Genomic DNA, 12,000 nt, shown 5'->3' with positions numbered 1-12,000 from the left:
GACAATTTGTCCGGGGTTGTTCCGTTTGGCGGCTAGCGGTCAGCCTATCTCCAGGGCGGTGACCCGCCACGTACCGTCCATGCGTTCCAGTCGCATGGCGACGGCGCGGGTCCGTTGCTCTTCTGCTACCACGATGCTGGCTTCACAGATAAGTTCAGATATATTGCATGCTCGCACGGAACGGACGGTGGGGCTTGCATGCAGGGTATTGCGCCCGCGATTGAGTTTCATGTGCTCACGTGTAAGGGCGGCACGATGTTGGAGCGACAAGTACGTATTCGGGTCAAGTGATCGCGACAGTTGTTGCACGGGCCGCGTTCCGGCCAGAACCTCCATGGCTGCCTGCGCAATGGTTCGGGCCACCAAGCGGACGTCGATGTCTTGCCCCGGGGAGCCGGAAACGGCGGCTGTACGTTTTATTCGCGAACGGTTAGCAGTTGCTGTGGTCACGGTCATACCTCTGGAATCACAACTTGAGCCGGACGCGGGGGTTCGCCTAGCTCGGTGGCTTCTGCTGGGAATGACTCTGGGATTGTTTTCGGGGATTGGACCTGGCCCCTGAGCGGGCTTGGTCCGGTGAGTCGGAAGATAGCGACGCTGTTGGCGCCTTGCTAAACGGTCAACCGTATGCGGGCGGCCGAAGTACTTGGCCTGGCAGCAGCACCGCCGGGTTGTCGCCGATGGTGGTGCGGTTGGCCGCGTACCATCTGGGCCAGGCCCGGGCGATGTCCACATCCGAGGCCATGGGTCCAAGCCTCGCAGCGACGATCGACCAAAGGGAGTCGCCGGCCTTGACGATCACCTCAAGGTCGTCCGTCGGGGCTCCGGACCGAGAGGCCTGTTTGCCTAAAAGACCAGGGTCAACCAAGGGTGCTTGAGGTTTCCAGCGTGGGTCATGAGCGTCGCTGGCAGAATCCACGGTTGCTGTGTCTGCCAGCTGTTCGTACGGGCCCGTGGCCCACGGCAGGGCAGGGGACTGGACCGGGTTCGAATGGCCCGCCTGCCATCCGGGATTTGGTGGGGCGGAGGATGCGTGAGCCGCCCCACCTCCGAGGAGGTCAAGGCTCATAAGGGCGACCGTGAGTCTCAGCATGAAGTTCGGGCTGAATTTGGCCACCACGGACGCGCCGTTGAGTCGTCCTGCCCGTTGTAAAGCTGAGGACACCAGTGCCAGCGACAAGGAAATGATCCACCAAGCCATGATCGCGGTGCCGGCACCGTACGCTGCAAAACCAAGCGCCCTGGAGAAATCCAGTTGCTGCTTATGGCTGACGGTGCTGAGCAATTGACCGAGGAGGACTTGTCCGACAAGGATCAAGAGTATTGCCAGGGCCAAGATGGACAGCGTAAGTGCTACATCGGTTTTTCTCTTACGCGCCATCCCGAAGCCCCCAAGCTTACATTTGATGAATTTTGATGCACTTTACTGCAATTGAGATCATTCTGACCACACCCGAGGTAGTTTGTCCAATCCTTACGCGTGCTGGGTGCAAAGGCTGGCGCACCTCCATCCTTGCACCTAGTCTGGCTTCATGAGATGGGACTCTCTCTTTGCGGATCTGGAATCACAGATGTGGGCTGACCGTGCACTGGCCATCGAGGAAGAGATTACTGACCGAGCGAGGGTGGAGGCCGCCGGAATTGAACTGGCCGACCGCCTGCGCGGCGCGGTCCTCTCGGAGGTAACGGTCGCCTTGAACGACGGCGGCGTTATCGCAGGGCGATTAGGGCACGTTGGAAGTGGTTGGCTGGTGCTGACCGAGGGCACCCGCCAGTGGCTCGTGCCGACGACGGCGGTCAGTTCCTACCGCGGGCTGGGGCGTCTCGCGCGTAAGCCACAAGCGCGCTTCGTTCAGCCGCTGGGGATAGGAAGCGCACTCAGAGTCTTGGCACAGAACCGAACGGACCTCACTATTCACCTGGCTGTGGCCGGAAGCGCTGGCCAACAAATCCACGGTGTCATCGACAGGGTTGGCCAAGACCATTTCGATGTTGCTGCCTATCCCGGCGGAGACGCACGGCGCTCCGGTAGGGTGATCTCCCTTGCCACAGTCCCTTTTGGAGCGCTCTCCGCCATCTCTTCCCGAGGTAATCAGCAGTTTTAGGCCGACCGATCGCGGCTTAGCCCTTGGCGGTCTTGGTCTTGGCCTCCTGAATTGCGCGGTTGGCTTCTGCATACCGGTCTTCGATGTACTGCTCGAGCATCTTTTCCTCAATGCGCCATTGGCCGCGCCCTCCTACCTGAATGGCTTTCAGTTCGCCGCTTCGAACGAGGGCGTATGCCTGGGGTGAGTTAATTTGGAGTTGTTCGGCGACGTCCGCCAGAGTCAAAAATCGGGGCATGGCTCTATTTTGCCACCCAAAAAGGCCGTTTGATGCACTTATCCACAGTTTTACCGCTTTTGTAGTCGTTCGGTTTGAAGAGACCGGGACCCTCAATGAAACTGATGGGGCAGGTCCACTGGACGAGTCGTCATTCTTTGGGGGAAGAAATAAATGGTTTCAAACTCACCCGTCGTAGCCAGCAGGCTGAAGAGGCCATCGTGGAAGGACCCACGCCTTCTGATGGGCATCCTTCTTGTCCTATTGGCCTTGGCTGGTGTGATTGCCCTAGTGGGGGCCGCTGACCAAACCGCGCAGGTGTACATCGCGCGGGAAGACATTTCCGTCGGCCAAGTCATCACCGAGGCTGACCTGAGCGTAGCCAAGGTTCGCCTCAACGATGTCGCATCCAGCTACGTCAGCGTTGAGGATGGGTTGGCTTCCGGGAAGGTCGCCCTGCAAAGGATCGCCAAGAATCAGCTTCTCCCCAGGGCGAGCCTTGGGCAACCCGACGCATTGGACCGTAAGCCAGTCGCTATCACCATAGAGGAAACGCTTCCTTCACAGGCAGTGCCCGGGGCTCGGGTGGACGTCTGGGTCGCGATGCCGGGTGTGAAGAGCGCGTTCGACGAGCCTGAATTGTTGCTTCCGGGGGCTGAGATAGCGCAGGTGACCTCCGCTTCTGCCTCCCTTGGTGGGTCGAAGTCGACGGTGGTCCTGGTCCTGGTGACTGACGAACAGATGCCAAAGCTCCTCGGGGCGCAGGCGAACAAGGCCAAGGTGTCGGTGGTCTGGAATCCGTCAGGTTCCGTCCGATGAGTATTCCGGTCATAACGGTGGGCCCGCCCCACATCGATGTTGTCGGGGCACTTGAACGGTTACATGGCCCGGTGACCGTGGTTCGTCGCTGCTCAGAGCTTGCCGAGCTCATGGCTGCATGCCAAAGCGGACTCGCGTTGGCGGCGGTCGTAGCGGAGGGGTCGGAGGAGCTGACCGTCACGCTTGTTGACAGGCTAGGCGCTGTAGGTGTTTGCGTGGTTGCCCTCACAGACGATCCCCAGGAGGCCGGCCGCCTCCAGTCGATTGGCGCCGTGCCGGCTACCCCGGGTATCGAGCCCGAGGCGTTGGCGGAAAAGATCGCCGACGCCGTAGATCGGGTCGACGGGTCGGGGCGAGGGGCGGCGCATCGGGACGTCGGATTCGCGGACCCTGCTGCGGCCTTGCCGTTGCGGTCCGCCATCGAATCTACAGGTGCTGCCGAGGACCGGCCGGACGAATCAGGCCGAATCATTGCCGTGTGGGGACCGGCAGGCGCACCGGGAAGGACTACGGTCGCGGTTAATATTGCAGCGGAATTGGCGGCGGAGGGTAAGTCGGTAGTCCTCATTGACGCTGACAGCTACAGTGCCAGTGTGTCGTCAGTACTGGGGCTATTGGATGAATCTGCCGGCATCGCCCAGGCCTGCCGGCTGGCAGACCAGGGCCTCCTTGACGTAGATGCCCTGAAGGCCACCGCATCGGAGGTCCATATGCGCGCCGGCAATCTCAGGGTACTAACAGGGACCACGCGCGCTGACCGGTGGACTGAACTGCGGGCCGGGGCCCTCTCGGTCGTCCTACAGCGAGCTCGTCAGTTGGCGGAGATCGTCGTAGTGGATACGGGGTTTTGCTTGGAATCCGACGAAGAACTGAGCTTCGACACCATGGCGCCACGGCGGAACGCCGCAACTCTTCGAAGCCTGGAGCTTGCCGACGTCGTTTTCGCCGTGGGTGCAGCCGATTCCATTGGCATTCCCAGACTCGTCAGAGGGCTCGCCGAGCTCCGGACAGCCGTTCCGCAGGCCTCCCCGAGAGTCGTCCTGAATAAAACCAGCGCGCACTCCGTCGGGCGTGCGCCCAAGGAGCAGTTGCGGGATGCCTGGTCGCGGTACGGCCCCGATGTCGCAATAGATGCGTTCCTTCCCTTTGACATCGCAGTTTGCCAGGAAGCTCTGCTCCGAGGTTCTGTGCTTCTGGAGACGGCGCCGGACTCAGCCCTGCGTCACAGCATCGCTCAACTCGTATGTGCGTCCGACCAGCGAAAAGCCAAATCCTTTGGCCGGTACACCAGAGCTCGGAGGTCCCTAAAGCGCTAGGCTCGGATTGTGGGCTGCAGAGTCGCAGCAATCAACTTGTGATGGAGGCGTTTGTCGATGTCGTCAGGATCCAGCGTGGAGGATCGGTCCGATGCAGCAGTTGTCCGTGAAGGGTTCTTCGGTGACTATTATGAGCATCTCGCAGAGGAGGACTCCCGCGGATACTCGCCCGAGCAGCTGATATCACGGGCGACACATCACCGGCAGGTTGCGCAGTCCCGCCGTCCCGGTCACGCGCTTGTGCAGATCGACAGCGAAGCGGACCGTAGCGTGGTGTACATCGTCACCGACGACATGCCGTTCTTGGTGGATTCCGTCAACGCCGAGCTAGTCCGTCAAGGCTGTGCCATCCGATTAGTGATGCACCCCTTGTTCGTAGTCAGCCGGGACCAGGCTTCCGGGGAACTCGGCACTATCTCCAGGGTCCCGTCAAACGTGGGAATTTCCAGTGGTGATACTGCGGCACTTCCCAGCATCGCGCATCTTCTCGGCGACTCGACGAACGCTCCGCACATGGAGTCATGGATTTCGGTCGAGATTGATCGGGTGAGCGATGAGGCCCGTGCGGAATTGATCGACGGTCTCCAGCGCGTCCTGGGCGATGTGCGTACCGCCGTCGAGGATTGGCCCAAGATGCGCAGCAAGGCGCTTGAGCTCGCTGAAGCACTGGACAAGGTATCCCACCCAGAGCAGATTGCCGAGCTCCGCCAGGCGCAGGATCTTCTGCGCTGGCTGGACAAAGGCAACTTCACCTTTCTGGGATACCGGGAATACGACCTCGTTGATGTCGACGGCGAGGACGTCTTGGAGCTCCGTGAGGACAGCGGCCTTGGGTTGCTTCGAACCGGCGACGACACCCGCCAGATCCAGCACCTCACGGACGCGGGTCGCAAACGTGCTCGTGAAAAGCGCGCTTTGGTCATCACAAAAGCGAACTCTCGATCCACCGTTCACCGGCCGGCCTATTTGGACTACATAGGTGTCAAGAGCTTCGACGCCTTGGGCAACGTGAACGGGGAACGCCGTTTCATTGGCTTGTTCGCCACGAGCGCCTATACCGGTTCAGTCCGAAGCATACCGATCGTCCGGGACAAAGTAGATGCTGTCCTCCGCAACGCCGGATTCCCTATCGATTCGCATTCAGGAAAGGACCTGCTCGGCATTCTGGAGACGTATCCGCGCGACGAGCTGTTCCAAATCGAGATTCCGGATCTGGCAGCAACCGCGACTGGAATTCAGCGCTTGCAGGAGCGTCGCCGCACCAAACTGTTCCTCCGGCCGGATATCTACGGACGCTTTATGTCCGCCGTCGTCTACCTGCCGCGTGACCGCTACACCACAAGCGTCCGCCTCCGGATTGAACAGGAGCTCCGCGAAACGTTCCAGGCGGAGAGCATCGACTATGAAGCTCGTATAACCGAGTCAGCATTGGCCCGCGTGTTCTTCCGAATCAGGTTGCCCCGTGCAGCGGAACTGGCAGAAGTGAACGTGCAGGAGCTTGAACATCGGTTGATGCGTGCTTCGCGGTCCTGGAGCGAAGGCATCGCGGAGGTTTTGCGGGAAAACCTTCCGAGTGAAACGGCGGAGGCTTTGTCCGGTCTTTGGGCCGAAGCGTTCCCCGCCGGGTATCGGGTTGACTACGAAGTTGAAGATGCCCTGCAAGATATAGAACGCTTTGAAAAGTATGGTGCGCAGGCAGTCCAGGAAGGTGTGAACCCGAGGGAACTGAAACCCGGTGTTCACGTCTACCTGCCCTCGGGTGCCGGTGAGGCGCTGGAAGAAGACGCCCGCGTCAAGCTGTACCTGATGGAACCTAAAAGCCTCAGCCAAATCCTGCCCTACTTCCACAATCTCGGTTTGGAAGTGTTGGATGAGCGACCCTTCGAAATTGAAACCGCAGACCATCGGGACTTCTTCCTGTACGACCTGGGCCTGAAGTACCCGGCCGACGTCGACCCGCTCACCACAGGCGACCTGCTGGCCGATTCCTTTGGTGCTGCCGTTACGGGGATGGTGGAGTCGGATAAGTTTGATCAGCTGGTGCTTCGGGAAGCTATGCACTGGCGTCAGGTAGTGGTGCTCAGGGCGTACGCCAAATACATGCGCCAGATGGGCAACACGAACTCCTTTGGGTTCATCGCAGATACCCTTCTGGCTAACCCGGACGTTGCGCGCGGGCTCAACGCCCTCTTCGCTGCGCGCTTTGATCCCTCAATCGCGGAGGACCAGCGCCAAGAGAAGCAGGCGTCGGCACGGGCAGGGCTCTCGGAGTCAATCGAGCAAGTGGCCACCCTCGACGCGGACCGTGTCCTCAGGACCTTCGTCAACCTCATTGAATCGACGCTTCGCACCAACTACTACCAGGGCAAGGACTACGTCAGCTTCAAACTTGACCCGACCTCCATTGACGGGTTGCCCTTCCCGAGGCCGATGTACGAGATCTGGGTCTACTCCCCACGGGTCGAAGGCGTCCATCTCCGTTTCGGCAAGGTGGCTCGGGGCGGTCTCCGCTGGTCGGACCGGCGTGAAGATTTCCGGACCGAAATCCTCGGCTTGGTCAAAGCGCAGACTGTAAAGAACGCCGTCATTGTTCCCACGGGTGCCAAGGGTGGATTCTTTGCCAAGAAGTTGCCCAACCCGTCGGTCGACAGGGCGGCATGGATGGCTGAAGGTATCGAGAGTTACAAGACCTTCATCCGTGGTCTTCTGGATATAACGGATAACTTGGTTGCGTCGCCGGACGGCGAACGGCTCGTACCGCCGTCGAACGTGGTCCGCCACGACGGCGATGATTCCTACCTCGTGGTGGCAGCAGACAAGGGCACCGCTACGTTCTCAGACACAGCTAACGGGCTGGCGGCAGAATATGGGTTCTGGCTAGGCGATGCTTTTGCTTCGGGTGGATCGGTCGGATACGACCACAAGGCCATGGGAATCACGGCTCGTGGTGCCTGGGAATCGGTCAAGCGCCACTTCAGTGAATTGGACCTCGATACCCAGACTGAAGAGTTCACGGTTGTAGGCGTCGGCGACATGTCAGGCGACGTCTTTGGCAATGGCATGCTCCTTTCCAAGCACATCCGGCTTTTGGCAGCTTTCGACCACCGCCATATCTTCCTGGATCCGGCTCCGGATGCGGCGACGTCCTTCACTGAAAGGCAGAGGCTCTTTGAGCTGCCGCGATCCTCATGGGACGACTATGACCGATCGCTTATCAGCGAAGGGGGCGGGGTCTACCCTCGTCAGGCGAAAGCCATTCCAGTCTCGGACCAAGTACGGAAAGCGCTCGGACTGCCGGACGGGACCACCCAGCTCAGCCCTCCGGAGCTGCTCCGGGCGATCCTGCTTGCCCCCGCAGATTTGCTCTACAACGGCGGTATTGGCACTTACGTGAAGGCCAGTACCGAAACGCATGCGGTTGTCGGCGACAAAGCGAACGATGCGATCCGTGTCGATGGTCGCGACCTTCGCGTGAAAGTGGTTGGCGAAGGTGGCAACCTTGGACTCACCCAGCGCGGACGCATTGAGGCGGCATTGCAGGGGGTCATCCTCAACACCGACGCTATTGACAACTCGGCCGGTGTGGATTGCTCGGACCACGAGGTCAATATCAAGATCTTCATTGACCGCATGGTGGCTGCGGGCAAGCTTGAGCCGTCGGAGCGGGCTTCCTTCCTGGCCGATATGACCGACGAGGTTGGACGCCTTGTCCTGCAGGACAACATCGATCAAAACATCCTGCTTCTCAACGATCGCACGCGTGTTGCGGAATGGAGCCCGAGCTACGAACGGCTCATGGACTGGCTCGAAAAATCGGCTGACCTCAAACGTGAGCTTGAAGCGCTGCCCACTACTGCGACGCTTCGCGCGCGGCTGGAACAGGGGCAGGGCCTGACCTCCCCGGAGCTTTCGGTGCTTGCCGCTTACGCCAAGATCGAACTGGGATCTGCCCTCCGTGACAGCAATCTCGCCGACGATCCGTGGTTTGCGGAAACTATCCGGAACTACTTCCCGAAGCAACTGCGGGAACGGTTCGACGCCGAGCTGGACACCCACCCCTTGAGGCGGGAAATCATCGCCACCGTGGTAGCCAACGACATCATCAACCTCGGCGGAATCACGTTCGCGTTCAGGGCCATCGAAGAAACCTCAGCCAATGAAGTAGCTGTGGCCAAGGCGTTCATAGCACTGCGGGAAATCTACGAGCTCGACTCCATGGTGGCTGAGCTGAATGCACTACCGGCGTCGTTCCCAACCGAACACTGGAGCGAAATCCACCTTGATATCAGGCGGCTTCTAGACCGGGCCGTCCGCTGGGTGCTGGGCCAAGGCGTCACCTCCCAGCCGATTGCCGAGGTGGTAAACGCCTTCAAACCCATGATGACGCCCCTCCGGGCAAAGCTTCTCGAGTACCTGCGGGGCGAGGACAAGGTCAGGATCAGCGCGTGGCTGGAGCAGGCACGCAGTTGGGAACTGCCCGAACACCTGGCGCACAGGTGGGCGGAACTCTTCGAGAGCTACGCACTCCTGGACATTGCGCGGATTGCCCAAGGCGGGACCGGTGGCGTGGAAGACATCGCACACGTGTACTACACGGTCTTCAACCGTTTCCACGCAGACTCCTTACTGGAGCGGATCAGCTCCTTGCCGCGCGATGATCGGTGGCAGGCACTGGCCCGTGCTGCACTCCGGGACGACCTCTACTCAACGGTCGCAGACATGACGACGTCGGTGCTGGAGTCGACAGAGCCGGGGAGTAACGCAGAGGACCGGCTGACGGCCTGGGAGGCACAGAACGCGGAGCAGCTCGGCCGCGCCAAGACAATGTTTGACGAGGTGAATGCCCTCGAGGCCGATGATATGGCATCACTGTCGGTAGCATTAAGGCTCTTGAGGTCAATCGTTCGACGCTAGGGACACTTCCCGGCGCCGCAAATGGAGGTGCAGTGGCAATCTTTACAGACCCCATCAGGGAACACGCTGATTTCGGGCCTGGCGATGCCGAATGGCTGCACCTCCTTGTGGGCGATTGGCAGATGGTGTCCGATCTGGCTTTTGCGGACCTGGCGCTATGGTTTCCCCATCCGGAGCTGGGCTACATTGCCCTCGCCCACGTTCGTCCGTCGACCTCTCATACGGTCTTCCATGCGGACTTCGTGGGCGAGGGCATTCGTTCCGATCTGCGGCCGCTCGTGGAAAAAGCGTGGAACAGCCGCTCCATCGAGCGTTCCAGCGAAACCAACTGGAGCAGCGAGATGGCGCTCCGGGTGGAGGCGGTGCCCATGGTCCGCAACGGACGGACCCTGGCAGTCGTCACATCCCATATGGATCTGTCCAGTTCCCGCATGCCCTCCCGGCTCGAACTGACGTACCGCCAGTGCGCCTATGATCTGTTGCGCATGGGGACCTTGGGGCTGTGGCCGGACTTTGCCTCCCCGACGGGGTCGCGCCGGGGAGCGCCCCGTGTTGGTGATGGCCTGATCAGGCTCGATGCTGAGGGCGTCGTGCAGTATGCGAGCCCGAACGGCGTTTCAGCGTTCCGCCGGCTGGGCGAAGTCGAGTCGCTGGAAGGGCGCTCGCTCGCGGAAGTTACGGCGGGCCTACTCAAAGACCGGCGAATGGTGGACGAGACCCTGCCCTTGGTGGTGACTGGTCGAATGCCTTGGCGAAGTGAGATTGAGTCCAGGGGCGTCAGCCTTTCGCTGCGAGCCATTCCATTGCGGGACGAGCAGCATCGTTTCGGCGCCCTCGTCCTGTGCCGGGATGTCTCGGAACTACGGCGCAGGGAAATGGAGCTGGTTACCAAGGACGCCACCATCAGGGAGATCCATCACCGCGTTAAGAACAATCTCCAAACCGTGGCTGCACTCTTGCGGATGCAGTCACGCAGGATGGTCAGCGACGAAGCCAAGCAAGGACTGGAGCAGGCAATGCGCCGGGTGGCTACCATAGCGCTCGTCCATGAAACCTTGTCCCAAGGACTGACCCAAAGCGTCGATTTCGATGAGTTGATCGGGCGGCAGTTCCGCTTGTCGGCCGAAGTCGCCTCGCCCTCCCAGCATGTGCGAACAGAACGAGCAGGCAAATTCGGTGAGTTGCCCAGCGACTTCGCCACACCCCTTGCCCTCGTGATCAACGAACTGGTGACCAACGCCGTCGAGCATGGGTTGGAGGGGCGGACGGGAACAGTCTGGTTGCTGGCCGACCGCAGCGACGGTGAGGGCAATGACGAGTTGCTGACAGTGACCATCGCTGACGACGGCGTGGGACTTCCTGACGGGCCGTACAACGAGGGCTTGGGGTTGCAAATCGTCCGCACCCTTGTGACAAGTGAGCTCGGTGGGTCCATTAAATGGTCGCACCGCGAGGGAGGCGGAACGGCCGTGGAGATCGTCCTCAACCTGGCGCGGCCGTAGCGCCGCGAGCGAGGTATGGAGCCCCGGCGAAGGCTCGACCGCATGGGCAAATATAAGGGCCGCGAACCGAATCGGTCCGCGGCCCTTATATTTGATATTTTGCTGAGCGTTTATGCCGAGGTGTGAGCTGGCCTCAAGAGGCCCGACGTGCTCGGGCGGCGCGACGCTTCAGGGCGCGGCGTTCGTCTTCGCTCATACCACCCCAGACGCCGGCGTCTTGTCCGGATTCCAGCGCCCATTGCAGGCACGTGTCAACTACGGGGCAGCGACGGCATACGCTTTTCGCTTCCTCGATCTGAAGAAGTGCTGGTCCGGTATTGCCGACTGGGAAGAAGAGCTCCGGGTCCTTGTCGAGGCAGGCTGCGCGATTACGCCAATCCATGCTGATCAGTCACTCCATTCGTGAGAACTAGGAAAGCCTTTTGTGAAAAACTTCACGAGAGGCTACAAAGGAAAGGGGCCCGCATGGGCCCCCTTGGTCGTCTGAGTCAAGCGTTTCATGTTAACGCCTTGTAAACAAGGGGTGTTGGTGGTTGAAATGCCCGAAATCCGTGAGCGATGCATCACATCAGTTGCCCAGGCCCTCACTGCTAGACGACTATGTCCGGTAGTGTGCCAGTGTGTCAAGACCTCCTGCAAACCCCGACCAACCGTCGTCGGATCCCGATAAAAGCGATTCGACCGGCTCCCGCGTGCCCGCCGCCGCTCGTCCTGCGGACCGAAGCCGTCGACCCCCTGGCGTGGTTTTTGCCGCCGTCGTGGTCGCCCTTGAAGCTACAGCGCTTCTTGCAGCTGCTGTTTGGTACGCGTTCGAATTGTTCAGTGGAGCGCCTGTACTGACATTTTGGGGAGCGGTTTTTACTTTAGCGTTGCTGCTGGCGTTCTCCGCCTGGTTGTTTGCCGTGGGCCACTTCCTGTTCCGAGGCTACCGTTGGACGCGCGCTGCCGCACTTGTGGCACAGCTATTCGTGCTCATCATCGGAGTGCCGACAATGACCGGCGGCCTGGTGCTGCAAGGCGCGGCTATGGCCATTCCCGCGTTGGCAGTTGTCGTGATTCTTTTCAGGAGGGACGTCATAGCTTATGCCTCTCAGACTGCCGGAGCGTCGGCCGCACTCTAGCCGGTG

At 60.5% G+C, this 12,000-nt stretch carries 10 protein-coding genes; 6 read left to right on the top strand and 4 right to left on the bottom strand.

Going from position 1 to position 12,000, the window contains the following annotated elements:
- Positions 1-39 precede the first annotated feature (39 nt).
- Positions 40-456, bottom strand: coding sequence for an Rv3235 family protein (locus QRN42_RS14020; RefSeq protein ID WP_284979753.1), 417 nt, complete (start codon positions 454-456; stop codon positions 40-42).
- Between the two features lie 163 nt (positions 457-619).
- The gene (locus QRN42_RS14015; RefSeq protein WP_284979752.1) at positions 620-1,336 is read right to left on the bottom strand and encodes a LysM peptidoglycan-binding domain-containing protein; all 717 of its coding nucleotides are present in this window, start codon (positions 1,334-1,336) and stop codon (positions 620-622) included.
- Positions 1,337-1,532: 196 nt separating this feature from the next.
- Here QRN42_RS14015 and QRN42_RS14010 point away from each other — a divergent pair, with 196 nt between their 5' ends.
- Entirely contained in the window at positions 1,533-2,105 is a 573-nt protein-coding gene (locus QRN42_RS14010) for a hypothetical protein (RefSeq protein ID WP_284979751.1), read from the top strand.
- Positions 2,106-2,121: 16 nt separating this feature from the next.
- On the opposite strand, the gene QRN42_RS14005 is transcribed toward QRN42_RS14010, so the two are convergent.
- Entirely contained in the window at positions 2,122-2,343 is a 222-nt protein-coding gene (locus tag QRN42_RS14005; protein WP_284977147.1) for a helix-turn-helix domain-containing protein, read from the bottom strand.
- Between the two features lie 153 nt (positions 2,344-2,496).
- Here QRN42_RS14005 and QRN42_RS14000 point away from each other — a divergent pair, with 153 nt between their 5' ends.
- Genes QRN42_RS14000 through QRN42_RS13985 form a run of 4 tightly spaced genes read left to right on the top strand, consistent with a single transcriptional unit; the run spans position 2,497 to position 10,873 of the window.
- Positions 2,497-3,141: an SAF domain-containing protein gene (locus tag QRN42_RS14000; protein ID WP_284979750.1), complete on the top strand. Its 645-nt coding sequence runs from the start codon at positions 2,497-2,499 to the stop codon at positions 3,139-3,141.
- Entirely contained in the window at positions 3,138-4,457 is a 1,320-nt protein-coding gene (locus tag QRN42_RS13995) for a CpaE/TadZ family protein (protein WP_284979749.1), read from the top strand. Before QRN42_RS14000 ends, QRN42_RS13995 begins: the two co-directional genes overlap by 4 nt.
- A gap of 57 nt (positions 4,458-4,514) precedes the next feature.
- Positions 4,515-9,371, top strand: coding sequence for an NAD-glutamate dehydrogenase (locus tag QRN42_RS13990; RefSeq protein WP_284979747.1), 4,857 nt, complete (start codon positions 4,515-4,517; stop codon positions 9,369-9,371).
- 32 nt (positions 9,372-9,403) lie between these two features.
- A complete protein-coding gene (locus tag QRN42_RS13985) occupies positions 9,404-10,873 on the top strand; it encodes a sensor histidine kinase (protein WP_284979746.1) in 1,470 nt (489 codons plus the stop codon).
- Positions 10,874-11,006: 133 nt separating this feature from the next.
- On the opposite strand, the gene QRN42_RS13980 is transcribed toward QRN42_RS13985, so the two are convergent.
- A complete protein-coding gene (locus QRN42_RS13980; RefSeq protein WP_003804966.1) occupies positions 11,007-11,255 on the bottom strand; it encodes a WhiB family transcriptional regulator in 249 nt (82 codons plus the stop codon).
- A 238-nt stretch (positions 11,256-11,493) separates the two neighbouring features.
- Between QRN42_RS13980 and QRN42_RS13975 the strand changes: the two genes are divergently transcribed.
- The gene (locus QRN42_RS13975) at positions 11,494-11,994 is read left to right on the top strand and encodes a hypothetical protein (RefSeq protein WP_284979745.1); all 501 of its coding nucleotides are present in this window, start codon (positions 11,494-11,496) and stop codon (positions 11,992-11,994) included.
- Positions 11,995-12,000: the final 6 nt, after the last annotated feature.

Source organism: Arthrobacter sp. fls2-241-R2A-200, from assembly GCF_030209745.1.
GTDB lineage: Bacteria > Actinomycetota > Actinomycetes > Actinomycetales > Micrococcaceae > Arthrobacter.
The sequence above is the reverse complement of the archived record's forward strand: the minus strand, read 5'-3'. Positions and strand labels throughout refer to the sequence as shown.

Coding starts and splice junctions, on each gene's coding strand:
- QRN42_RS14020 (WP_284979753.1), bottom strand. CDS start 456: ATGACCGTGACCACAGCAACTGCTAACCGTTCGCGAATAAAACGTACA.
- QRN42_RS14010 (WP_284979751.1), top strand. CDS start 1,533: ATGAGATGGGACTCTCTCTTTGCGGATCTGGAATCACAGATGTGGGCT.
- QRN42_RS14005 (WP_284977147.1), bottom strand. CDS start 2,343: ATGCCCCGATTTTTGACTCTGGCGGACGTCGCCGAACAACTCCAAATT.
- QRN42_RS14000 (WP_284979750.1), top strand. CDS start 2,497: ATGGTTTCAAACTCACCCGTCGTAGCCAGCAGGCTGAAGAGGCCATCG.
- QRN42_RS13995 (WP_284979749.1), top strand. CDS start 3,138: ATGAGTATTCCGGTCATAACGGTGGGCCCGCCCCACATCGATGTTGTC.
- QRN42_RS13990 (WP_284979747.1), top strand. CDS start 4,515: ATGTCGTCAGGATCCAGCGTGGAGGATCGGTCCGATGCAGCAGTTGTC.
- QRN42_RS13980 (WP_003804966.1), bottom strand. CDS start 11,255: ATGGATTGGCGTAATCGCGCAGCCTGCCTCGACAAGGACCCGGAGCTC.